Origin of the sequence: Ruegeria sp. Ofav3-42, from assembly GCF_022347725.1 — a bacterium.
Taxonomy (GTDB): domain Bacteria; phylum Pseudomonadota; class Alphaproteobacteria; order Rhodobacterales; family Rhodobacteraceae; genus Ruegeria.
Genome location: NZ_JAKRGB010000001.1, coordinates 259074 through 282985 on the forward strand (window position 1 = coordinate 259074; position 23912 = coordinate 282985).

A 23912-nucleotide genomic window follows, 5' to 3' on the forward strand; every position below is an offset into this window, starting at 1 on the left:
GCCCAACGTAAGGAATACGGATCACGTTGCGACGTAAACCCAACGGGTCCGGGGAACAGAAAGGCAAGAAATGAAAAACGTTGCGATTTTGCTTTTGGGTCTTGCAGTGCCCGGGATTGTGGCAGCTCAGAACGATCCTCTGAACGGGGAGGATTTCGTGGTGAACTGTATCTCGGACAGCACGGGCGGCGCAGTGACACTGGCGCGATCTGGGGCAACGGATAAAGGCTTCATCGTGACGGATGAGGTCAAAGGCGAAGCCACGATCATCGGCGGGCTGAACTCGCTGACGTTCCTGCATATCAAGGACAAGGACGTGATTACTTTCGTCGTCGATTTTGAGAGCCTGAACTATGACATGTCTATCAAAGGCCCCCATGCCGCGCAGGACTTTGGTTCTTGTGGTGATCCGATAAGCTGAGCTCGGTCTAACCGGGAAGGCATTCAATGGGTGCCTTCTCAAGCTTTGTCACTTTGGTTGGCGGCAAGTATCCCGTTCCAATGGTTAGTTGAGTTTTCCACAAAAAAGGGTGATTTCTATTGTGGTACCGCACACACCAGTGTGTCGCGAGCGATCAGTCCTTTCTCCTTATCTTTTTTGTAAACGGTGTAAGTAAATGTGCTTTCCTTGCCTAGGTATTCACCGTCCTCACTGATGTGGATAGCTGTGTCACCATCCCCAAATATGGACGTTCTGTAACCCTTTTCCCATTGTTCCAATGGAAAGACGTCTACTTCAAACATATCAGCGGGGAGAAAATCGTGGTGGTCTTCGGAAACTTGAAGCCAGATCACAGACCAAGCGTTGGTATCCGTGCTGTTTATTAACTTGGTCAGCAGAACGGCCCGCTTCAATAAAACCGCAGAACACCTGTTTTGAGCGTCGCAACGTTCCACAACATTGCAGTTTAGCAATTGGGCGTGAGAATATGCGTCGCCAGCCATTGCCTGTGATGCAGTGAAAAGTGGAGCAACGAAAGCAATGAGGCGAAGCATTCTCAGCCCCCCAAGAAACTCTTACGAACCTCCGGGTCAGCCAAAAGCTCCTTGCCTGTACCGGTATAGGCATTCCGCCCCTGAACCAGCACATAGCCCTTGTCCGCGATTTCCAGCGCTTGGCGGGCGTTCTGTTCGACCATCAGGATCGGCAGGCCGGTGCGTGAGACCTCGATGATCCGGTCAAACAGCTCATCCATCACGATGGGTGAGACACCCGCAGTCGGTTCGTCCAGCATCAGCACCTTGGGCTGGGTCATCAGCGCGCGGCCGACGGCGACTTGCTGGCGTTGGCCGCCCGACAGTTCTCCCGCCGGTTGGTTGCGTTTGTCGCGCAGGATTGGGAACAGGTCATAGACCTGCTCCATCGTCTGGCTGATGTCGTCGCGGCGGATGAAGGCACCCATCTCAAGGTTTTCTTCAACCGTCATCGACGTGAAGATGTTCGAGGTCTGCGGCACAAAGCCCATGCCACGGATCACGCGATCCTGTGGGGTGAGGTTGGTGATATCCTCTCCGTCCAGCCGAACCGCGCCCGAGCGCACGTCCAGCATGCCAAAAACAGCTTTCATAGCCGTCGATTTGCCCGCACCGTTGGGACCCACGATGACTGCGATCTCACCCTTGTCAACGGCGATGGTGCAATCGTGCAGGATGTCCGGCCCTTTGCCATAGCCACCCGTCATGGTGTCGCCGATCAGGAAGGGGCCGCCTTCGACTTTGTGCGTTTCGCCGCTTTTTGTATGTGCCGGCGTCATGGTGCCAACCCCATGCGTATTGGTGATCGAGGCGTCCTTGTTGCCCTTGTCATCCTGATAGGGATTGTCGCTCATGCCCCGGCCTCCAGCTTGTCTTTGTTCTTCAGGCCGGTGCCCAGATAGGCTTCGATCACGTGCTCATTGGCCTTGATCTCATCCAGAGTTCCCTCGGCCAGCACCTTTCCCTCTGCCATACAGATGACCGGGTCGCAGATCTTGCCGATGAAATCCATGTCGTGCTCAATGACGACGAAGGTATAGCCGCGTTCCTTATTGAGGCGCAGGATTGTGTCGGCGATGGTCATCAGCAAGGTGCGGTTAACACCTGCGCCGACCTCATCCAGAAACACAATCTTGGCGTCGACCATCATGGTGCGGCCCAGTTCCAGTAGTTTCTTCTGACCGCCCGAGACCTGACCCGCCTTGTGATCTGCCAGATGTTCGATGGTCAGGAACTCCAGAACTTCATCCGCCTTGGCCTTCAACGCGCGTTCTTCGTCGGCAATCCGCTTGCGGCCAAACCATGTGTTCCACAGCGACTCGCCGGATTGTGCGCCGGGCACCATCATCAGATTCTCACGGCAGGACATCGAAGAGAATTCGTGCGCGATCTGGAATGTCCGCAGCAGGCCCTTGTGGAACAGATCATGCGGGGGCAGGCCGGTGATTTCCTCACCATCCATGAACACCTTGCCACTGGTCGGCGGCAGAACGCCCGCGATCACGTTGAACAGCGTTGTTTTGCCAGCCCCGTTTGGACCGATCAGGCCCGTGATCGAACCTTTTTGGATCTCCAGCGACGCCCCATCCACCGCGTGAAATCCGCCGAAATGCTTGTGCACGTCCTCGACGACGATCATCTTTTCCCCTAGCCACCGTTATCGGTGTTTCTGCTTCCTCATCCCCAAAAGGCGAGGTGCGGCCTTTTTTCATTGAAACAGCCCGGACACAAGGCCCGGGCTGTTTGATTTTATGACGTTTAGCGCCGGATCAACGGAAGTTGACGGTTTCGTTTTTGCCGTCGGTCACTTCGATCTCGCGATACGAACCCGCGCTTTCACCGGGGCCGATCAGTTCAACGCCCGATGCGCCGACGTAGTCGATGTCCTGACCAGCGGCCAGCAGTTCCAGACCTTTGGCCAGTTCACCCGGATATATTTTCTCACCCGGTTCGTTGGCGACGTCCATGATCTTGGCGCCGTACTCAGCCGGGTTGGTCGAACCTGCGGCCTGCATGGCCAGCATGAACAGCGCGGCGGCGTCATAAGATTCAGGCGAGTAGGGCGACGAGCCGTCAAAGCCTGCGGCCTCGGCCATGGCGAAATACTTCTCAGCACCTTCACCGCCCGAACCGGCGATCTGACCGAACGAGCCGTTCAGGTCGGGACCGACATTGGACGGCAGCGAGTCTCCGATCATGCCGCCCGGCAGACCAAAGGTGTCGAACGCACCGCTGTCTAGCGAGGACTGGATGATGCCCAGACCGCCCTGGTCCAGGTAGCCCGCAACGACCAGAATATCGCCACCGGCAGATGCCAGTGCGCCTACTTCGGCCGAGTAGTCGGCTTTGCCGTCTTCGTGCGCGGCAACGATTGTCACTTCACCACCGGCGGCTTCGAACGAGGACTGGATCGCATCGGCCAGACCTTTGCCGTAGTCGTTGTTGGTGTAGGTCAGGGCGATCGAGTTGATGCCGCGGTCCTTCAGGATGTCGGCCATCACTTCGCCTTCACGCGCATCCGACGGAGCGGTGCGGAAGAACAGCCCGTTGTCTTCCATGGTCGACAGGCCGGGCGAGGTCGCCGACGGCGAGATCATGACCATGCCGTTCGGAATTGCAACGTTCTGCAGGATCGCGCCGGTCACGCCCGAGCAATCGCCGCCGATGATGCCAGCAACGCCGTCAGCGATCATGCGTTCGCCGTTCGAGGTTGCCAGACCGTTGTCGATGCAGCCGGTGTCGGCGCGCGATGCGGTGACGGTCGAACCATCCAGCAGTTTGCCGGACTCGGTGACTTCGGCCATCGCCAGTTCTGCGCCCGAACCCATGGCAGGTGCCAGCGATTCAATCGGGCCGGTGAAGCCAAACAGAACGCCCAAGGTTACGTCTTCGGCCAGCGCCGGACCGGCCAGCAGAGCGGATGCTGCAGTTGCTGTAAGCAGCTTTTTCATATGGTTACTCCCTAATTGGAACGTATTCGTTCTGCGCACGACCCTAGGCAAGCTGTCTGAAAAAGAAAAGTCCTAACGCAAATGTGTTTTTGCCTGACATAATCCTATTTGTTTTGATGTGTTTGTCGCAGAATTCCGGAATTGGAGATTTATCATGATTAGGGCTGTTGCGATTCTGGTCCTGTCGGTTTTGGCCGGTCCCATCAATGCTGATGTCCTGCAAACCTCAGCCGGTGCGGTGCGTGTCACCTCGATGGTCGAGGGGTTGGACACGCCTTGGGCCATCGGCCTTTTGCCTGACGGCGGTGTCCTTGTGACCGAGCGGGACGGAGAGCTTTTGCTTGTGTCGCAGGGAAAGGCCAAACGCGTCGGCGGCGTGCCCAAAGTGGCGGCGAACGGGCAGGGAGGACTGCTGGACATCACTGTCGCGCGGGATTTCGCGCAAACCCGCGAGGTGTTTCTGACTTTTTCAAAACCGCAAAGAGGCGGGGCTGGTACGGCCGTTGCCGTGGCGCGCCTGTCGGAAAACGGGGACCGGCTGAACAACGTACGCGTCATTTTCGAGGCCGTTCCGGGCGGCTCTACCGGCCGGCACTTTGGTTCGCGGGTTGTGGAAGCGCAGGACGGTACGCTTTTTGTCACGATTGGCGATCGGGGCGACCGTCCGAGCGCGCAGGACAGGTCCAGCCATATGGGGACCGTCATACGTATCAACCGGGACGGAACGGTGCCTGCCGACAATCCTTTCGTCGGGCAGGCGGGAATTCGGCCCGAAATCTGGTCCTATGGACATCGGAACGCACAGGGCGCAGGGCTGGATCGTCAGGGACGCCTGTGGATCTCGGAGCATGGTGCTCAGGGTGGTGACGAAGTGAACCTGATCCGTCCGGGCCGGAATTACGGCTGGCCGGTGATTTCCTACGGCGTGCACTATTCCGGCCAAAAGATCGGCGAGGGCACATCGAAGCCGGGAATGGAGCAGCCAGAGCATTACTGGGACCCGTCCATCGCTCCGTCCGGGCTGATGGTTTACTCCGGCAAGCTGTGGCCGGAATGGAGAGGTGACATCTTCGTCGGTTCGCTCAAATTCGACTATATCGCGCGGCTCGAAGGGTCGCCCCTGCGCGAGGTCGAACAGATCAAAGGTCCCGAAACCGAGCGTGTGCGCGACATCGTTGAAGCCGCTGACGGTTCGATCTGGTTTATTTCCGTGGGACTGGGGGCGGTTTACAGAATGACACCTCAAGTCTAAGTAATTTAAAATTTACAATACGCTGAGGCAAAGATGCTCCGAATTCTCATCTCGCTTTTTCTGTCATTTTGCGCTTTACCCGCGTTTGCTCAGGACGGATTTAAAACCTATGAAGAATACTCTTCATTCGTAGATTCAAAGATCAAAAACCGAGAGTTTTCTAACGTATTCACACAGATGAATCTTCACGGAAGTGACCCGGATCAGCTACAACAGATCCACAATCAACTTCTCGATGTAGTGCCTTTTTATCTTACCGATGTTGATGTCATAAAGTCTGTAGATCTCGGAAACGGGTATAGGCAAGAAATGCGTTCCTACTGGAATGATAAAAACAGTTATGTCTATGCATATGCATTTCTTCACGAACGTAGCGACAGGATCGTGGTGCTGCAATTCGTGTTGCACACCAACTCTTCCGTTATATTTGACATGTTCTAGAGATCTAAACTGACAATCGCCCACTTTGCGCACCGCGCTCACGGTAGGGCGTGGTGTTGTAATGAGCACGGTAGCATTTCGAGAAATGGCTGGGCGAGGCAAAACCGCAGGCCAGCGCCACATTGATGACGCTCATATCCGTTTGCATCAGCAGGTTGCGCGCTTTGTGCAAGCGCAATTCCATGTAGTAGCGCTTAGGCGAACGGCTGAGATATCGGCGGAACAGGCGTTCCAGCTGTCGCGTGGACATGCCCACGTCCTTGGCCAGAATCGAAGGCGAGATCGGCTCTTCGATGTTCTTTTCCATCATCAGGATGACCTGGCTCAGCTTGGGGTGGCGCACACCGATCCGGGTCGGGGTGGACAGGCGCTGCGTATCCTGATCGGTGCGGATCGACGAATAGATCATCTGATCTGCCACGGCGTTCGCGAGATCCTCACCATAATCGTCGGCAATGATCTTGAGCATCAGGTCAATGGACGACGTGCCGCCCGCAGTGGTCATGCGGTTTCCATCGATCTGGAAGACGGATTTAGTCAGTTCCACCTCATCGAATTCCTCGATGAAGCTGTCCGAGTTTTCCCAGTGGATCGTGGCGCGCTTGCCGTCCAGCAAACCTGCTTTGGCCAATGTATAAGCCGCCGTACACAATCCGCCGATGCGCAGACCCCGGCGCGCCTCGCGGCGCACCCAGTTCAGGACTTTTTTCGTCGTCGCCAACTGAACGTCTACACCGCCGCAGATCAGTACCACGTCGTCTCGCTGCAATTCAGTCAGATCGGAATCAAGGCTAAACGTGGTCCCGGCTGAGCAACTGACCGTTTCACCACCCTCACCGGAAAGCGTCCAGGTATAGAGCTCTTTGTCCGCCATGCGGTTGGCGATACGAAGACTGTCCAGTGCAGATGCAAAAGACAGCAAAGAGAACTTGTCCAGCAGGACAAACACGAAATGGCGAGGATTGGCCTCAGTGCCTTCCACTGTGACAACTTGGCGTTGCTCTTGCATGGCTTGGTGTCCTTGATTCGGCGCTATGTTACGTGGCGTCCGGCGTCGTTGTTGCCAGCCACCATGATCAAAGCTTGTTTCCCCCGTCAAGAGGCGCAAATCGTATATGGTCAGTCTTCAATGCATTTTGTATAGAGACGACCTGACTACTTCAGCGGAGATCAAAGCTATGACCGAATGGCAAAAAACGAACTGGCGCAACAAGCCCCGGGTTCAGATGCCAGAGTATACCGACGCGGCCGCCTTGGCCAAAGTCGAGGCTCAGCTTTCGCAGTATCCCCCGCTGGTCTTTGCTGGCGAAGCGCGGCGTCTCAAGCAACATCTTGGTGCCGCCGGTCGCGGCGAGGCCTTCCTGTTGCAGGGCGGGGATTGTGCTGAAAGCTTTGAACAATTCAGCGCGGACGCAATCCGTGACACCTTCAAGGTGATGCTGCAGATGGCGATGGTTCTGACCTATGGCGCGAAGGTGCCGGTGGTCAAAGTGGGCCGCATGGCCGGCCAGTTTGCCAAACCGCGCAGCGCCCCGACCGAGGTTGTGGATGGCGTGGAACTGCCCAGCTACCGCGGTGACATCATTAATGAACTGGCCTTCACGCCCGAAGCGCGCATTCCGAATCCGGGTAAGATGCTGCAGGCCTACACTCAGGCAGCGGCCACTCTGAACCTGCTTCGTGCTTTCTCGACCGGTGGTTTCGCCGATATGAGCATGGTGCATTCGTGGACCCTGGGTTTCACGGATGAGCAGGACGTTCAGAAATACTCGGAAATCGCCGACCGGATTCAGGACACCATCGACTTCATGAACGCGGCCGGAATCACGGCTGACACCACTCATGAATTCTCGACCGTGGAGTTCTACACCAGCCACGAGAGCCTGCTGCTGGAATACGAAGAGGCGCTGACCCGTCTTGATTCGACCTCCGGCAACTGGTTGGCCGGCTCGGGTCACATGATCTGGATCGGTGACCGTACACGTCAGCCCGACGGCGCACATGTCGAATTCTGCAGCGGCGTGCTGAACCCGATTGGTCTGAAATGTGGCCCGACCACGACGGCCGAGGACCTCAAAGTCCTGATGGCCAAACTGAACCCTGAAAACGAAGAGGGTCGTCTGACCCTGATCGCGCGGTTCGGTGCAGGCAAAGCAGGCGAGCATCTGCCGCGTCTGGTCAAGGCCGTCAAAGAAGAGGGTGCCAAGGTCACTTGGGTCTGCGATCCGATGCACGGCAACACGATCAAGTCGGCGACCGGGTACAAAACCCGCCCGTTCGACTCGGTCCTGCGCGAGGTGCGCGACTTCTTTGGCGTACATCAGGCTGAGGGCACCGTTCCCGGTGGTGTGCATTTCGAAATGACCGGTCTGGACGTCACCGAGTGCACAGGCGGTGTACGCGCTGTGACCGAAGAGGACCTGTCGGATCGCTACCACACGGCATGCGACCCACGTCTGAATGCCTCGCAGTCGCTGGAACTGGCCTTCCTGGTTGCAGAAGAGCTGACCAACCTGCGCCGCGACCGCAACAAGCGCGCGGCCAGCTGAGATCGGTTGAAAGAACTGACGGGTTGCGTCGGTGGCGCAACCCATTTGGTGAGAGACTAAAACTAAAAGACCTGTCACGACAAACGCGGCAGGTCTTTGTATTTGGGGTTGTACCGTGACCAACTCAATAACGTTGCCATCACATCCGGGCGGATATTGGCGTTGAAGTGTACGCCGCCAGCAACGGGCAAGGCGCGTTCGTCCTGCTGATCGGGCGACGCAGGGCCACGCGTTAGTCAGGCAAGAACCTGTTAGTGCATACAGCAGAATGCGCCGTGCTTGACGTCTTTCATCATCGTGTCAAAGTCCTCGCCGCGCATCTCGATCAGAGTTTTGTGATCGCCCGCCTCAAACCAGATTTTATCGAGCCCGGTTAGGCTGTTATCAACGACTGTTGGAACATCATACGCGTCGCCTACTGGTGGGACTGCACCGAGGGCGCAATCATCAAACAGATCGCGCATTTCAGATTCCGGTGCCAAACCAAGGCGGCGGTCCATCATTGATTGCAAGGCGGTCAGGTCTACCTGATGATTGCTGGGCAGTACAGCAAGCATTGGTCCTTCTTCCATATGAATCAGAACGGATTTGGCCAGGTGATCGCCGGGAACATGCGCCGCTTCGGCGCATTCGCTGGCGGTAGCAGCATAGGGATGCGTGACAGTGTCAAACGGAAGCCCTTGGGCGTCCAGATGGTGTTTCAAGCGAGTTGCAATAGTCATGGTGCCCTCCGTGTCATCGAAGGCGTCCCGGCCGCGAACCCTGCCACGGTGCGCGCCCAGGGCGCGATTTGGTGTGTGAGTTTACATTGTGCGCCCGTTGAGCGGGTCGGGCAAGGGGGTAGGGTATTCGGCGCGACGAAAAGCGTTTGAACGGGCTAACCCTCGGAAAGGGCGGTGCTTGAGGCTTTCAGTCCTTGCGGGACACGACCAGCCGCAAATGCGATCCGGGTCGTTTGTATTGTTTTTGCTCTTCCGCAAAACCGGATTCAACGGGCTGAGGTTGCGGTTGCGCAAACTGCACGTCCGACACGGGTTGTACGTTGACATCCGGAATTGTGAACCGTCTGGGTGTTGCGCCAATTGAACCATCGCTGACCATGACGCCCAGGACACGGCTGACATCGCCCAGATCGCTTTTTAACGGCAACAGGATCATTCGGGCCTGCAGTTGAACGCGGCCAAGCTTGCCTGACGATTCAAGGGTCAGGTTCGCGATCGCGGGTTGGGCAAAAACCTGCTCCAGAACGTCCTTGATCTGATCGCGTGCAGCGGGTTCGAAAAAGGCGGTCAGGGGCATGCCGCGGACTTCCATCCCGGCAAGTTTGTTCAAATGGCTGCCTGCCAGACGAAACCTTGCCAGCCCGGGGGCGATGCGTTCCAGAACAAACGTGTATTCCAGAATGTTCTCAAGCCCGCGCGGGTCGATCTGCGACCGCATGGGAACTCCGTCACCCGACAAGAGCGCCGTCCAGTACGCCTCGGCCTGCCGGATGGGTGAGAGGCTGCGCCCGCTGTCAAATCGATCCATAGCGACGATCTTTCCAAAACTTGACCCGGAACCGTTCCCGAAAAAGGTTTTCATTTTCATCACCCTGGCGTCTATCGACCATCATTTTCATAAAATGCGAAATACCGGGGACTTCTTTAACAGACCGGCCTTCGCAGGGGTAAGATTGACGCGGGTTGATTCAATTTTGGAGCAAATCTTTAACGAATGGTTAATGATCCGCGTACAAAGGCAGAATCAGCAAACACTTGCTCTGTGTGCATTGTTGGCATTAGGTGCGCTCAGCAAACAGGATCGGGCAGCTATTGGAAGGGCAGGCATGATAAAATCCATGACCGGATTTGCCTCGGGCAAAGGGGCGTTTGGACCTCATAGTTGGACGTGGGAACTGCGCAGTGTGAACGGCAAAGGGCTGGACGTGCGCCTGCGCGTGCCTGATTGGCTGACAGGGCTGGAGGCCGCATTGCGTGCCGACATGTCGAAACAGCTGAGCCGGGGCAATGTCACGCTGTCCCTACGTCTGAGCCGCGATGAATCCCAACCTGACATGGCGCTGAATGAGGTGGCGATGGGCGCGGTTCTGGACGCCGTGGCGCGGACGCAAGAGATGGCGGCTGCGCGGGAGATGCCTCTTGCCCCATCCACAGCCGCTGATCTGATTTCCCTAAAGGGGATGATGGACGCAGGCAGCGACGTGGATGATCCGGCACCGGTGGTCGCACAGATGACCTCAGAATTTGCCGGATTGTTGGCCGATTTCATTGAGATGCGTCAAACCGAAGGACAGGCGCTTGCCGCCGTTCTGGACGAGCAGCTTGGTCAAGTGGCGACGCTGACCGCTCAGGCTGCAGAGTTGGCAGAACAGCGCAAAGACAAGATGGCCGAAGCGCTACGGGACAATCTGGCGCGTGTGCTGGACAACGCCCAAGGGGCCGACCCCGATCGCGTCGCGCAGGAACTGGCGCTGATTGCTGTCAAAGCGGATATCACTGAAGAGATCGACCGCTTGAGAGCGCATGTTGTGGCTGCGCGCGATTTGCTGGCGCAGGACGCACCGGTTGGACGCAAGCTGGATTTCTTGATGCAAGAGTTCAACCGTGAGGCCAACACATTGTGTTCGAAAGCACAAAGTGCCGAGCTGACAGCGGTTGGTCTTGAGTTGAAGGCCGTAATAGATCAGATGCGCGAGCAAGTGCAGAACGTGGAATAACGACAGGAGCGCCCAAATGGCGGATCGACGCGGCCTACTAATCATTCTGTCCTCGCCTTCGGGGGCGGGTAAATCGACCTTGGCCAAGCGGCTGATGCAGTGGGATTCGGAACTTGAATTCTCGGTCTCGGCCACCACGCGAGCACCACGTCCGGGCGAGGAGCATGGGCGCGAATATTACTTCCTGAGCGAAGATGCGTTCCGGCAGCAGGTGTCAGAAGGCCAGATGCTGGAGCACGCGCATGTGTTCGGCAATTTCTACGGCTCTCCTGCGGGTCCGGTGCGAGACTCGATCAACTCGGGCAAGGACGTTCTGTTTGACGTGGATTGGCAGGGTGAGGTGCAGATCCGCAACTCTGACCTTGGTAAGCACGCTCTGTCGATCTTTATCCTTCCGCCGTCCATCCCCGAACTGCGTCGCCGGCTGGAGAGCAGAGGGCAGGACAGCGAAGATGTGATCGCCAAGCGGATGCTGAAAAGCTGGGATGAGATCAGCCATTGGGGCTATTATGACTACGTTTTGATCAATGACGATCTGGACGCCACCGAGGAAAAGCTGAAAACCATTGTCAGTGCCGAGCGGATGCGCCGAATCCAGCAACCTAATCTGCAGAACCACGTCCGCACGCTGCAAAACGAATTCGAAGGTTTGTCATGACAATTTACGCTCTGGGCAATCACACACCGCAAATCCACGAAGACACGTGGGTTGCGCCCGATGCCAACCTGATCGGGAAAGTCGTGCTGGAGCAGGGGGCCTCGGTCTGGTTCGGCTGCACCATTCGCGCGGACCATGAAGAGATCCGCGTGGGCGAGGGCAGCAATGTTCAGGAAAACTGCGTCATGCATATCGACGCCGGGTACCCTCTGACCATTGGCAAGAATTGCACCATTGGTCACAAAGTCATGCTGCACGGCTGCACGATCGGAGAGAATACACTGATCGGGATGGGGGCTATTGTTCTGAACGGTGCAAAGATCGGGAAGAATTGCCTGATCGGTGCTGGCGCACTGGTTACGGAAGGCAAAGAGATCCCCGATAATTCTCTGGTCATGGGCTCTCCGGGTAAGATCGTGCGGGAATTGGACGAGGCGGCGGCGAAAAAGATCACGCTCAGCGCATTGCACTATCAACAAAACATGCGCGCGTTCAGGGATATGCTGAAACCCGTGCCGTAGTGCGATCCCAACTGCATCAAGAGATTCAGACATGCCAAACGACCTGCTTGCTGAAATCGTGTCGGCCATTCCGATGCCTGCCCTCATGGTGGATCAGACCGAGCGTATCATTGCAGCCAATACAGACGCCCGGACCATGCTGGGACAGAATATCGTGGGTCGGCATTTTGCAACGATCCTCCGGCAGCCTCAGTTCATCGACGCGATGGAGCAAAGCCTGCGCAGCAAAGGGCCGGCCACAACGCGCCACCTCGCCAATGATGGGGCTCAGGATACCACGTTCGAAGTTCAGTGCCGTTATATGAACGGTGTGGGCGCTGTGGATGGCGGCGCTGTCATGGCTGTGTTTCAGGACATAACGCATCTGGAACAGGCCGGGCAGATGAGGCGCGATTTCGTGGCGAATGTCAGTCACGAGTTGCGCACGCCGTTGACCGCTCTCATGGGGTTCATCGAAACCCTGCGCGGGCCCGCGCGGGATGATGTGGCCGCCCGAGAGCGGTTTCTTCAGATCATGACCGACGAGGCCAACCGCATGAACCGGCTCGTGGGTGATTTGCTGTCGCTGAACCGAGTTGAAAGCGAAGAGCGTGTCCGACCCAAAGAGCAACTGGAACTGATCGGGTTGTTGCAATCGACTTTGACTTCGCTTCGACCGCTGGCAGAGAAGGCAGGTGTGGACCTCACGCTCGATGCGTCATCCGGGCCAATCTCGTTGACCGGAGATAGCGATCAGATGCGTCAGGTCTTCACCAATCTGATCGAAAACGCGATAAAGTACGGCGGCAGTGGCGGAGTCGTAGATGTGCGCGTGATGTCATCCGAACGGGACACGGCCATGCGCGGCCCCGCGGTTCGGGTTCAGATTGCTGACAAAGGGCCGGGAATTGACGCCGTTCATCTGCCACGCCTGACCGAACGATTCTATCGGGCCGATAGTCACCGGTCACGGGAGCTGGGTGGGACCGGGCTGGGCCTTGCAATCGTAAAGCACATTGTAAACCGCCACAGGGGCCGCCTGCGTGTCGAAAGTGATCTGGGTAAAGGCTCTGTTTTTACGGTGATATTGCCGCGGTGAATGCAGGCTTTTCGCTTGGCAATCACCTTCGGCGCTGACTGTGTTACGCCTCGTCAAGTTAAGAAATTCTAAGTAATTTGTGACTTGTCATAAAACCGTTACACACTTGTCACAAAAGGCTTACGCACGGCCCCTAGGGGTGCCCGCAGGATCATCATGGGGGTGATCACAATCTATCTTTTCAGGGAGACTGAAATGTCCTTTGTAAAACTGTCGGCTTCGGCACTTGCCATCGCTGCTGTCTCGGCCACTGCGGCCGCCGCTCGTGATCAGGTGCAGGTTGCCGGTTCGTCGACCGTGCTGCCTTACGCTTCAATCGTTGCAGAAGCCTTCGGTGAAAACTTTGACTTCCCGACACCGGTTGTTGAATCGGGCGGTTCGTCGGCTGGCCTGAAGCGTTTCTGTGAAGGTGTTGGCGAAAACACCATCGACGTTGCAAACGCATCGCGCGCCATCCGCGAAAAAGAAATCAAAGCCTGTGCAGAAAACGGCGTGACCGACATCATCGAAGTTCAGATCGGTTATGACGGCATCGTTTTCGCATCCGACATCAACGGCAACTCGTTCGAGTTCACGCCGGAAGACTGGTACAAAGCTCTGTCCGCACAGATCGTTGTTGACGGCCAGCTGGTCGACAACCCGAACAAAACCTGGGCCGACGTGAACCCCGCGTTCCCGGCGCAGCCGATCGCTGCCTTCGTACCGGGCACCAAGCACGGCACCCGCGAAGTTTTTGAAGACAAGGTGATCCTCGCCGGCTGTGAGCACCTGGGCGATTTTGACGTGTACAAAGCTGCCAACGGCGACGACAAGAAAGCCGCTGAAAAAGCCTGTATCGCTCTGCGCACCGATGGCGTGTCGGTCGACATCGACGGCGACTACACCGAAACCTTGGCGCGTATCGACAGCAACAAGGACGGCATCGGCGTCTTTGGTCTGGCGTTCTACGAGAACAACACCGACAAGCTGCAGGTTGCGACCATGTCCGGCATCGTTCCTTCGACCGAGTCGATCGCATCCGGCGAGTACCCGGTTTCGCGCCCGCTGTTCTTCTACGTCAAGAAAGCCCACATCGGCGTGATCCCCGGCCTGAAAGAATATGCTGAGTTCTTCGTCGCTGACGAGATCGCAGGCCCCGATGGTCCTCTGGCAGAATACGGCCTGGTATCTGACCCCGAGCTGGTCAAGGTACAGGAAGCTGTTGCCAACGAAACCGTTCTGGGCGGCGGTTCCTAATCACCCTTGCGAACGGAGCCGGGGCGTTTTTGCGCGCCCCGGTTCTTTTTGACTCCATCTCTGCCATCCCCACGGAGTTCTCATGGCGTTATCCTGGCTATTGCTTATCCTGCTTGCGCTGGCAGTGATCGGATATTTTGCGGGCCGGTCCCGTGCACTGGCAAGCGCGGGAGGAGACACCCGCGATTTGCATTCTCTGCCATCCTACTATGGCTACAACGTTGCATTGTCGGCACTGGTTCCGGCTTTGGTCGTATTGATTATCTGGCTTCTTGTTCAGCCGATGATCGTGAACAGCACAGTCTCCGGGATCATTCCCGACCAGGCGATTCCCGAAGGGTCTAATCGCGGCCTGATCATGAGCGAGGTGCGACGCGTGGCCAATGGTCTGGAAGGTGCCGTTGCCAGTGGTGCAATGACCGAAGCACAAGCCCAGGATGGCAGCGCTGATATCGAGACCCTGACCAAAACGCTGAAAGATGCAGGGCAGGTTCTGACGCAGGATATTACGCAACCCATTTTGGTGGCGGCGCAGAAGTTCCGCAGCATGACATCAACCGGGACGGTCGCGATGCAGGTCGTCGTACTGGCTCTGGCGTTGCTTGGCGCAGCTTTTGCCTATGTGCGTACGCATAAGGAATTCCGCGCGCGCAATGTAGTTGAGCAGGGCGTTCTGGCGCTGTTGCTGCTGGCCGCGTCAATCGCGATCCTGACCACAGTCGGCATCGTTCTGTCCATGCTGTTTGAGACTATGAACTTCTTCCAGTTGCATTCGTGGAAGGACTTCTTCTTCGGCAGCACCTGGGCCCCGAACTTCCGCGGAGGCAGCGAGTTGTCGATCCTGCCACTGTTGTGGGGAACGTTGTACATTTCGCTGATCGCACTGCTTGTCGCTGTTCCGATTGGCCTCTTTGCCGCGATTTACCTGTCCGAATACGCGTCGGGCGCGACACGGGCCATCGCCAAGCCTCTGCTGGAAATTCTCGCCGGTATTCCGACCATCGTCTATGGTCTGTTCGCGTTGCTGACCGTTGGGCCTGCACTTGTGTCGATGTTTGGCCAAGGCGGCACGCTGGGTGTGGGCTGGATGGCCAGTTCCAACGCGGTTTTGACCGCCGGGCTGGTGATGGGGATCATGCTGATCCCGTTTGTATCGTCGCTGTCGGATGACATCATCAACGCAGTACCGCAATCCATGCGGGACGGCTCTCTGGGACTGGGTGCGACCCATTCGGAAACCGTGCGCAGTGTGATCCTTCCTGCAGCGCTGCCGGGTATCGTCGGGGCCGTTCTGTTGGCCGCCAGCCGCGCCATCGGTGAAACGATGATCGTTGTGATGGCCGCCGGCGCGATTGCCAAATTCTCGGGCAACCCGTTCGAGGCGATGACCACAATCACGACGCGGATCGTCAGCCAGCTGACCGGCGACACCGACTTTGCCAGCCCCGAAACGCTGGTCGCGTTTGCGCTGGGTCTGACCCTGTTCATCATCACGCTGGGGCTGAACATCTTCGCCCTCTACATCGTACGCAAATACCGGGAGCAGTACGAATGACCGATATTTCCCAAACACCTGGCGCTGCTCCGACCGAAAAGCCCAAGGGCGGTTCGCTGTTCGAAAAAGATGCGCGCACCAAACGGCGCAATGCGGCTGAAAGCCGGTTCAAGATGTACGGCATCGCCGCCATCGGCATCGGGCTGCTGATGCTGGTCGTGCTGGTGACAAATATTGTGACCGCTGGCACCGGCGCTTTTCAGCAAACCTATCTTGAGTTGGATGTCGACCTGAAGGCCGACAAGCTGGACAAGAAGGGCAATCGCAACATCGAGGACATCAAGAAGGTTTCGACCTTCGGTTATGCGCCGCTCATCGCGTCTGCGTTGGAAAGCGAAGTTGCCAAGCTTGGTATCCCAACCGAACTGACTCCTAAGGAAATGGGCAAAATCCTGTCCAAGGCGGCTCAGGCCGAGCTGCGGAACTATGTTATCTCGAACCCTGATGAGATTGGCAAAACCGTCAGCTTCCGGTTTTTGGTCAACAGCCGCGTTGATGGCTACATGAAAGGTCGCGTAACCCGCGAGTCGATCGCCAACGACAAGAGCATCACAGTCGCGCAGCTTGATTTTGTGGATCAGTTGCGGGACGCCGGAGTTCTTTATAAGGCTTTCAACCCTGACTTCATTTTCGGTGCCGATGCATCTGACCAACGGCCCGAGGCGGCGGGGATCGGCGTGTCCATGCTGGGTTCTCTGTTCATGATGTTCGTGGTGCTGGCGCTGGCGTTGCCGATTGGTGTGGCCGCCTCTATCTATCTTGAGGAATTCGCACCGCAGAACAGGCTGACGGATATCATCGAGGTCAACATCTCAAACCTGGCCGCCGTTCCTTCCATCGTGTTCGGTATTCTGGGTCTGGCCGTGTTCATCAACTATATGCACCTGCCAACCTCGGCACCGCTGGTGGGCGGTCTCGTGCTGACGCTGATGACCTTGCCGACGATCATCATCTCGACACGCGCGTCGCTGAAGGCTGTTCCGCCGTCGATCCGGGATGCGGCATTGGGGGTAGGGGCCTCGAAAATGCAGGCCGTTTTCCACCACGTTCTGCCGCTGGCCGCGCCCGGTATCCTGACCGGTACCATCATTGGTCTGGCGCAGGCGCTTGGTGAAACCGCTCCGCTGCTGTTGATCGGGATGGTGGGCTTTATCGCCTCGAACCCGCCAGATGGCATCGTCGCGGGCTTCCTGTCCCCGAACTCGGCCATGCCGGCGCAGATCTATGAATGGTCCAAGCGCGCCGACCCGGCCTTTTATGAACGCGCATGGGGGGGCATCATCATTCTGTTGATCTTCCTCGTCACAATGAACACGATTGCGGTCATCCTGCGCCGCCGCTTCGAACGCCGCTGGTAAGTGGAGGCTATAATGAACGATATGACACGAGTGGAGAGAACCGTGGACTCCAAAGCTATCAAGATCGCCGCAAAAAAGGTTCAGGTCTATTACGGTGAGACGCACGCCATCAAAGACGTGGACGTTGAGATTGAAGATAAGACTGTGACGGCCTTTATCGGCCCGTCGGGCTGCGGTAAGTCCACTTTCCTGCGCTGCCTGAACCGGATGAACGACACGATCGACATCTGCCGCGTCAAGGGCGATATCCTGCTGGACGGCGAAGATATCTATGACAAACGCGTCGACCCGGTTCAGTTGCGCGCCAAGGTTGGAATGGTGTTCCAGAAGCCGAACCCGTTCCCCAAATCGATCTATGACAATGTCGCATACGGCCCGCGCATCCACGGCCTTGCCAAGAACAAGGCGGAACTGGATGAGATCGTTGAGAAATCCCTGCGCCGTGGCGCGATCTGGGATGAGGTCAAAGACCGCCTGGACGCCCCAGGAACCGGCCTGTCAGGTGGTCAACAACAGCGTCTGTGCATTGCGCGGGCGATTGCGACCGCACCTGAAGTTCTGCTGATGGACGAGCCGTGCTCGGCCCTGGACCCGATTGCGACGGCTCAGGTCGAGGAGCTGATTGACGAGTTGCGCTCGCGCTATTCGGTGGTGATCGTGACCCACTCGATGCAGCAGGCCGCACGGGTCAGCCAGAAGACGGCATTTTTTCACTTGGGCAATCTGGTTGAATTTGGCGAAACGGGGCAGATCTTTACCAACCCCGAAGATCCCCGCACGGAAAGCTACATCACCGGCCGTATTGGTTGAGGACAGGTATTTGAACATGACCGAACAACATATTGCATCCGCATTCGACCGCGACCTGGAAGCGGTTCAGGCCCATATTATGAAGATGGGTGGACTGGTCGAAGCCGCGATCATGAATGCCGCGCGCTCGCTTGAGACCCGCGACGAGGAATTGGCCCAAGAAGTGCGTCAGGGTGACAAGGCCATCGACGCGCTTGAGGACCTGATCAACGAAGAAACAGCGCGCCTGATCGCGCTGCGTGCGCCTACGGCGAGTGACCTTCGTCTGGTGCTGTCGGTTCTGAAAGTGTCGGCCAACCTGGAACGCATTGGCGACTACTCCAAAAACATCGCCAAGCGCACCACGGTTCTGGTCAATGCAGGCGAGATCAACGGCAGCGCCGCCGCCTTGCGCCGCATGGCGCGTGAGGTTGAGAGGATGCTGCGCGACGCTCTGGACGCTTATATCCAGCGTGATGCCGAGCTGGCCGCCGACGTGATCGAACGGGATGAGGAAGTAGACCAGATGTACAACGGTCTGTTCCGCGAGTTTCTGACCTTCATGGCCGAAGATCCGCGCAACATCTCGTCCTGTATGCACCTGCATTTCATCGCCAAAAACATCGAGCGTATGGGTGACCACGTGACCGCCATCGCCGAGCAGGTGGTATATCTGGTCACGGGCGAACGCCCGACCGAGGCGCGGCCCAAGGCCGATATCACATCGCAATCCGTATAGGAGTATTGGGATATGTCGGCTGATCAACCAACCGTTCTTGTGGTCGAGGACGAACTGGCTCAGCGCGAGGTGCTGGCTTACAACCTCGAAGCAGAAGGCTTTCGGGTTTCCAAAGCCGCCAGCGGCGACGAAGCATTGTTACTGGTGGATGAAGATAATCCCGACATCATCGTGCTGGACTGGATGATGCCAAACCTCAGCGGGATTGAGGTCTGCCGCCGCCTGAAAACACGGCCTGACACACGGGCAATCCCGATCATCATGCTGTCTGCGCGGTCCGAAGAGGTCGACAAGGTGCGTGGCCTGGAAACCGGAGCGGATGACTACGTGGTCAAACCATACTCGGTCGTCGAGTTGATGGCGCGAGTACGTACGCAGCTACGCCGGGTTCGTCCGGCAACAGTTGGCATCCGATTGGAATTCGGCGACATCATTCTGGACTCGGAAACCCACAAGGTCAGCCGCAACAGCAAGCCGCTGAAACTGGGTCCGACAGAGTTTCGGCTGCTGAGCACGTTCATGGAAAAGCCGGGACGCGTCTGGAGCCGCGAGCAATTGCTGGATCGTGTCTGGGGCCGTGATATCTATGTCGATACCAGAACGGTTGACGTTCACATTGGCCGTCTTCGCAAGGCTCTGACACAGCACGGCGGAGAAGATCCGGTTCGGACAGTTCGTGGTGCCGGTTACGCGCTGGGATAAGCTGGCGGGGCAGGGCGCGCGTCCTGTTCTATGCGGTTTACTCATGGATCGATGCGAAACTCTGACTGTTTTTTGCCGTACTGGCGAGTTATTTTGCGGCAAAGCTGACTAAGCGGAGAAGCAAGATGAACGCCCCTGACACAAAACCGACTTTGCGCGCCAAAGATGCACCTGATATGGGCTCGTTCACATGGGACGATCCGTTTCGCCTTGCGGATCAGCTGACCGAAGATGAGCGTATGATTGCGGCAAGCGCGAATGCATACGCGCAGGAAAAGCTTCAGCCACGGGTTTTGGAAGCCTTTCAGAAAGAAGAGACCGACCCGGAAATCTTCCGCGAAATGGGTGAAATGGGCCTGTTGGGCACCACGATCCCCGAGGAATATGGCGGTTTGGGCGCAGGTTATGTGTCCTACGGTCTGGTCGCGCGCGAGGTTGAGCGTGTCGACTCCGGCTATCGCTCGATGATGTCGGTGCAAAGCTCGCTGGTGATGTACCCGATCTATGCTTATGGCAGCGAAGAACAGCGCCGGAAATACCTGCCGAAACTGGCCAGCGGTGAATGGATTGGCTGTTTTGGCCTGACAGAACCAGATGCAGGGTCTGATCCGGCCGGTATGAAAACCCGCGCCGAGAAAATCGACGGTGGCTATCGTCTGACCGGTAGCAAGATGTGGATTTCGAACTCGCCAATTGCGGATGTATTCATTGTCTGGGCCAAGTCCGATGCCCATGACGGTAAGATCCGTGGCTTTGTTCTGGATAAAGGCCTCAAAGGTCTGAGCGCGCCCAAAATTCAAAACAAGATGAGCCTGCGTGCGTCGATCACTGGTGAGATCGTGCTGGACGGCGTCGAAGTGGATGAGGGCGCTTTGCTGCCGCACGTTCAGGGCCTCAAAGGTCCGTTCGGATGCCTGAACCGTGCGCGCTATGGCATCAGCTGGGGCGTCATGGGCGCCGCAGAGTCCTGCTGGCATGGCGCACGCCAGTACGGTCTGGATCGAAAGCAGTTCAACAAGCCCTTGGCGCAGACGCAGCTGTTCCAGCGCAAACTGGCAGACATGCAGACTGAGATTGCTTTGGGCCTTCAGGCAAGCCTTCGCGTTGGTCGTCTGATGGATGAAGCCGAAGCCGCGCCCGAGATGATCTCGATCGTCAAGCGCAACAACTGCGGCAAAGCTTTGGACATCGCACGGATGGCGCGTGACATGCACGGCGGCAACGGGATCTCGCTGGAATTCCAGGTGATCCGCCACATGGTCAATCTGGAAACCGTGAACACGTATGAAGGTACACACGACGTTCACGCGCTGATCCTGGGGCGGGCGCAGACCGGGCTGCAGACGTTCTACTAGGATATTTCAAATATCGTGTAATCGGTATTATGTAAAAAGAAGACTGTGCGATTGGGGCTTTTCTCCAATCGCCAGTGCCTTACGATGCATTCCTAAACGCCCTGTCTGGAGTTTTGGATGAAGTTGAATGGTAAGACTGTGATCGTAACCGGCGCTGCTAACGGCATTGGCAAAGGTCTCGCGACCCGGTTCGCGCATGAAGGTGCAACCGTCGTATGCGCGGATATCGACACGGACGCTGTGCGCTCTGTGGCGAAGGAAATCGGCGGTCACGCTGTTCCTTGCGACGTTTCTGACGAAGACAGCATCAAGGCGCTGATTGAATGCGTCGAAGATGAGATCGGCCCGATTGATCTGTTTTGTGCAAATGCTGGTATTCTAACACTTGGCGGTCTCGACGTTCCGGATGAAGATTGGGACCGTATTTGGAAGATCAACGTCATGTCCCATGTCTGGACAGCGCGGCATCTGGTTCAACGAATGATCGCACGCGGTGGCGGCTACATTATGACGACGGCCTCGGCCGCTGGATTGCTCAACCAACCTGGCGCTGCACCATATGGGGTTTCAAAGCACGCTGCCGTTGGTTTCGCTGAATGGCTTTCGCTGACGTATGGGCACAAAGGCCTGCGCGTGTCCATTCTGTGTCCACAAGCGGTCCGATCTGAAATGACGCGAGGCTTTGAGGACTCGGTCGCGTCGATAGACGGAATGCTGGAACCTGAGGACGTCGCACAAGCCTGTGTCGAAGCCATTGAGGCAGAACAGTTCCTGGTGCTGCCACATCCACAGGTGTTGGATTATATGAGGCACAAAGCTGGTGATTATGACCGTTGGTTGGGCGGAATGAGGAAGTTAAATCAACAGTTTGTCGAAGGTGACTAAGGCTTTTTCTGCGCCTTGCGCATCAGACCTTCCTGTGTGACCGATGCCACCAGAGTGCCGTCTTGTGAGTAAATGGACCCTCGGTTGAAGTTGCGCCCTCGCCCGGTCCATGGTGAATCCATCGAATACAGATGCCAGTTCTCGAAGTGGATCGGAGCATGAAACCACATCGCGTGATCCAGGCTGGCGGCATTAACTTCGCCGGTAAACCAGCTCAGCCCGTGCGGGCGCATACCGGAACCCATGAGATACAAATCCGAAGCGTAAGTCAGCAGTAGTTGCTGAGTGGCTGCATCAGCGCCTGCAGCGCCGGGCATACGGAACCAGACCTGGTTTCGGTCATCCGATTTTTCTGGAGTAAACGGGTCCAGGTGGCTGGCTTCGCGAACCTCGATTGGACGCTCGCGAGCCAACTCACCGCGTAGTTTCTCGGGCACCAGATGCAGGTATTTCTGGCGCAGTTCCGTGCGCGACGGATAGCTTTCGGGCGGCTCTGTTTGAGGCATCTTGTGGTGATGTTCCCATCCCTCATCGAGAATATGAAACGAGGCCGACATGTTTAGGATTTGCTTGCCATGCTGAATCGCAACCACGCGCCGCGTGGTGAAAGAACCTCCATCCCGAGCTCTATCAACTTGATAAATCACAGGAATAGACGGGTCACCGGGGCGAATAAAGTAAGCGTGCAGAGAATGACACAGCCGATCGTCGACGGTTCGGTACGCCGCAGCGAGCGCCTGAGAGACGACTTGTCCGCCAAAAATCCGGGTTGGCGTTTCTCCACCTGACCCTGTGCCCCGGAACAAATCAACTTCAAGCCTTTCGAGATTCAAAAGGTCAAGAAGGACACGTTCAGCTTCGGTCATGATTGTTGCTCCGATTATTCAGGCTAGGCGTATCAGTGCCGCGCAGGTCATTCAATCAAGGCACCCAGGACAAGCGCCTTTAATTCGGCACGTGACGGGTAAGAACTGGACGGAGACAATTGAGTGAAAAACACAGCGCTCAGATCGTTGCTGCGGTCAATCCAGAAGAACGTCGACGCCATGCCGCCCCAGCTGAAATCGCCCAGCGAACCGGGTGTTCGGGTTCGGCCAGGGTTCACGACCACCGAGCCAGCCAGACCAAAGCCCATGCCTTCCATCGGCTGTTCCGCAAAGCTTTGCGAGCCCATTGAGGCAATGTCGCCGGGCAAATGATTGTGCATCATGAAGTCTATCGTCTTGGGGCCTAACAACCGATTTCCGTTCCCCTGCCCCCGGTTCCGCATCATTTCGACAAACTTCGAATAGTCGTCAATCGTACTGACCAAGCCTCCGCCACCAGAGAATGTTGTGGTGTTTTCAAACGGAGACTCGCCCGCTTGATCCGTTAACCGCAGGGTATCCGCGCCCCTTTCGGCCGAGTTCAGCGCCATGGCATCGCCGGCAAGCGGCGTATACAGGGATGCAAACCGATCCCCTGCCCCTTTGGGTACCGAGAACCCGGTTTCGAGCATCCCTAGCGGCTCAAATATCTCCTGAGTAAAAAACTGATCAAGTGGACGACCCGAAACCACCTCGACCACACGACCCAGCACATCCGTGGAAACTGAATATTCCCAACGAGTTCCCGGTTGAAACGCCAGTGGTAATTTCGCGAGCACGCTGATCCGGTCTTTCAGAAGGCCCTGATCCGGACCAAAGATCAGGTTCTGCGCATCCATTGCCGACGGCAGAATGCCCGGATTGAACGGATAGCTGAAGCCGCCCGTATGCGTCAGCAATTGATGCAATGTCGGCGTCGGAGCATCCTCGGTCTGATCCAGACGTTCCGCGCCGGGGATCAGGGACTTCATCGACGCGAACTCGGGAATGAAGTCCGATATTGGGGCGTCGAGGTGAAACAGACCACGCTCGGCCAACATCATCACCGCAACCGAGGTGATGGGTTTGGTCATCGAATAGATGCGCGCAATCGTGTCCCTTTGAAATGGCAGCCCTTTCTCGACACTTCTGAGGCCACACGCATGAAAAAACGCCTCGGATCCGCGATTTCTTAGCAATAGCGAACTGCCAGCGTATTTCCGTTGGTCGACATATCGCTGCATCCAGCCGCTGATGCGGTTCAGTCGAGCGGGATCAAGGGCCATTTGGCTGCACATGGATAT

At 57.0% G+C, this 23912-nt stretch carries 24 protein-coding genes; 15 read left to right on the plus strand and 9 right to left on the minus strand.

What is annotated here, in order from left to right; all coding sequences use genetic code 11:
• Positions 1 to 70: 70 nt before the first annotated feature.
• Positions 71 to 421, plus strand: coding sequence for a hypothetical protein (locus MHN28_RS01260; protein WP_239335184.1), 351 nt, complete (start codon positions 71 to 73; stop codon positions 419 to 421).
• Between the two features lie 116 nt (positions 422 to 537).
• On the opposite strand, the gene MHN28_RS01265 is transcribed toward MHN28_RS01260, so the two are convergent.
• The 4 genes from MHN28_RS01265 to MHN28_RS01280 all read right to left on the minus strand — a co-directional run bounded on the left by MHN28_RS01265 (position 538) and on the right by MHN28_RS01280 (position 3926).
• Complete coding sequence (locus tag MHN28_RS01265) at positions 538 to 996, minus strand: hypothetical protein (protein WP_239335185.1); 459 nt, start codon at positions 994 to 996, stop codon at positions 538 to 540.
• A gap of 2 nt (positions 997 to 998) precedes the next feature.
• The gene (locus MHN28_RS01270; protein WP_170413257.1) at positions 999 to 1829 is read right to left on the minus strand and encodes an ABC transporter ATP-binding protein; all 831 of its coding nucleotides are present in this window, start codon (positions 1827 to 1829) and stop codon (positions 999 to 1001) included.
• On the minus strand, positions 1826 to 2614 hold the full coding sequence (locus MHN28_RS01275; protein WP_170413254.1) for an ABC transporter ATP-binding protein: 789 nt from the start codon (positions 2612 to 2614) through the stop codon (positions 1826 to 1828). The genes MHN28_RS01270 and MHN28_RS01275 overlap by 4 nt, the downstream gene beginning before the upstream one ends.
• 130 nt (positions 2615 to 2744) lie before the next feature.
• The gene (locus tag MHN28_RS01280) at positions 2745 to 3926 is read right to left on the minus strand and encodes an ABC transporter substrate-binding protein (RefSeq protein ID WP_239335186.1); all 1182 of its coding nucleotides are present in this window, start codon (positions 3924 to 3926) and stop codon (positions 2745 to 2747) included.
• Between the two features lie 154 nt (positions 3927 to 4080).
• On the opposite strand from MHN28_RS01280, the gene MHN28_RS01285 reads away from it, so the two are divergent.
• Positions 4081 to 5178: a PQQ-dependent sugar dehydrogenase gene (locus tag MHN28_RS01285; protein WP_239335187.1), complete on the plus strand. Its 1098-nt coding sequence runs from the start codon at positions 4081 to 4083 to the stop codon at positions 5176 to 5178.
• A 445-nt stretch (positions 5179 to 5623) separates the two neighbouring features.
• On the opposite strand, the gene MHN28_RS01290 is transcribed toward MHN28_RS01285, so the two are convergent.
• On the minus strand, positions 5624 to 6628 hold the full coding sequence (locus MHN28_RS01290) for a GlxA family transcriptional regulator (protein WP_239335188.1): 1005 nt from the start codon (positions 6626 to 6628) through the stop codon (positions 5624 to 5626).
• A gap of 169 nt (positions 6629 to 6797) precedes the next feature.
• Here MHN28_RS01290 and MHN28_RS01295 point away from each other — a divergent pair, with 169 nt between their 5' ends.
• Entirely contained in the window at positions 6798 to 8168 is a 1371-nt protein-coding gene (locus MHN28_RS01295) for a class II 3-deoxy-7-phosphoheptulonate synthase (protein ID WP_239335189.1), read from the plus strand.
• A gap of 251 nt (positions 8169 to 8419) precedes the next feature.
• Here the strand turns inward: MHN28_RS01295 and MHN28_RS01300 are convergent, their stop codons facing one another.
• Together MHN28_RS01300 and MHN28_RS01305 are read right to left on the minus strand one after the other, a co-directional pair.
• The gene (locus MHN28_RS01300) at positions 8420 to 8890 is read right to left on the minus strand and encodes an aminoacyl-tRNA deacylase (RefSeq protein ID WP_239335190.1); all 471 of its coding nucleotides are present in this window, start codon (positions 8888 to 8890) and stop codon (positions 8420 to 8422) included.
• A gap of 187 nt (positions 8891 to 9077) precedes the next feature.
• Complete coding sequence (locus MHN28_RS01305) at positions 9078 to 9752, minus strand: PAS domain-containing protein (RefSeq protein ID WP_239335191.1); 675 nt, start codon at positions 9750 to 9752, stop codon at positions 9078 to 9080.
• Positions 9753 to 9996: 244 nt separating this feature from the next.
• Here MHN28_RS01305 and MHN28_RS01310 point away from each other — a divergent pair, with 244 nt between their 5' ends.
• The 12 genes from MHN28_RS01310 to MHN28_RS01365 all read left to right on the plus strand — a co-directional run bounded on the left by MHN28_RS01310 (position 9997) and on the right by MHN28_RS01365 (position 21763).
• A complete protein-coding gene (locus tag MHN28_RS01310; RefSeq protein WP_239335192.1) occupies positions 9997 to 10887 on the plus strand; it encodes a YicC/YloC family endoribonuclease in 891 nt (296 codons plus the stop codon).
• 16 nt (positions 10888 to 10903) lie between these two features.
• Positions 10904 to 11545, plus strand: coding sequence for a guanylate kinase (gene gmk / locus MHN28_RS01315; RefSeq protein WP_239335193.1), 642 nt, complete (start codon positions 10904 to 10906; stop codon positions 11543 to 11545).
• A complete protein-coding gene (locus tag MHN28_RS01320; RefSeq protein WP_239335195.1) occupies positions 11542 to 12066 on the plus strand; it encodes a gamma carbonic anhydrase family protein in 525 nt (174 codons plus the stop codon). The genes gmk and MHN28_RS01320 overlap by 4 nt, the downstream gene beginning before the upstream one ends.
• A gap of 31 nt (positions 12067 to 12097) precedes the next feature.
• The gene (locus tag MHN28_RS01325) at positions 12098 to 13144 is read left to right on the plus strand and encodes an ATP-binding protein (RefSeq protein ID WP_239335196.1); all 1047 of its coding nucleotides are present in this window, start codon (positions 12098 to 12100) and stop codon (positions 13142 to 13144) included.
• A 195-nt stretch (positions 13145 to 13339) separates the two neighbouring features.
• Entirely contained in the window at positions 13340 to 14380 is a 1041-nt protein-coding gene (locus MHN28_RS01330) for a substrate-binding domain-containing protein (protein ID WP_239335197.1), read from the plus strand.
• A gap of 82 nt (positions 14381 to 14462) precedes the next feature.
• Positions 14463 to 15935 (plus strand): phosphate ABC transporter permease subunit PstC, encoded by a 1473-nt coding sequence (gene pstC / locus MHN28_RS01335; protein ID WP_239335198.1) that lies wholly within the window; start codon positions 14463 to 14465, stop codon positions 15933 to 15935.
• Positions 15932 to 17293 carry a phosphate ABC transporter permease PstA gene (gene pstA / locus MHN28_RS01340; RefSeq protein ID WP_239335199.1) on the plus strand — a complete coding sequence of 454 codons (1362 nt, stop codon included), beginning with the start codon at positions 15932 to 15934 and terminating at the stop codon, positions 17291 to 17293. Before pstC ends, pstA begins: the two co-directional genes overlap by 4 nt.
• A 12-nt stretch (positions 17294 to 17305) precedes the next feature.
• Complete coding sequence (pstB, locus tag MHN28_RS01345; protein WP_239335200.1) at positions 17306 to 18103, plus strand: phosphate ABC transporter ATP-binding protein PstB; 798 nt, start codon at positions 17306 to 17308, stop codon at positions 18101 to 18103.
• A gap of 16 nt (positions 18104 to 18119) precedes the next feature.
• A complete protein-coding gene (phoU, locus tag MHN28_RS01350) occupies positions 18120 to 18821 on the plus strand; it encodes a phosphate signaling complex protein PhoU (protein ID WP_239335201.1) in 702 nt (233 codons plus the stop codon).
• 12 nt (positions 18822 to 18833) lie between these two features.
• Positions 18834 to 19523, plus strand: coding sequence for a phosphate regulon transcriptional regulator PhoB (phoB, locus tag MHN28_RS01355; protein WP_239335202.1), 690 nt, complete (start codon positions 18834 to 18836; stop codon positions 19521 to 19523).
• 125 nt (positions 19524 to 19648) lie between these two features.
• The gene (locus MHN28_RS01360) at positions 19649 to 20878 is read left to right on the plus strand and encodes an acyl-CoA dehydrogenase (RefSeq protein ID WP_239335203.1); all 1230 of its coding nucleotides are present in this window, start codon (positions 19649 to 19651) and stop codon (positions 20876 to 20878) included.
• 117 nt (positions 20879 to 20995) lie between these two features.
• On the plus strand, positions 20996 to 21763 hold the full coding sequence (locus MHN28_RS01365) for an SDR family oxidoreductase (RefSeq protein ID WP_239335204.1): 768 nt from the start codon (positions 20996 to 20998) through the stop codon (positions 21761 to 21763).
• Here MHN28_RS01365 and MHN28_RS01370 read toward each other — a convergent pair.
• Positions 21760 to 22629 carry an acyl-CoA thioesterase II gene (locus MHN28_RS01370; protein WP_239335206.1) on the minus strand — a complete coding sequence of 290 codons (870 nt, stop codon included), beginning with the start codon at positions 22627 to 22629 and terminating at the stop codon, positions 21760 to 21762. The two genes, MHN28_RS01365 and MHN28_RS01370, sit on opposite strands and share 4 nt — an antisense overlap.
• A gap of 47 nt (positions 22630 to 22676) precedes the next feature.
• On the minus strand, positions 22677 to 23894 hold the full coding sequence (locus MHN28_RS01375) for a serine hydrolase (RefSeq protein ID WP_239335208.1): 1218 nt from the start codon (positions 23892 to 23894) through the stop codon (positions 22677 to 22679).
• Between the last annotated feature and the right edge of the window lie 18 nt (positions 23895 to 23912).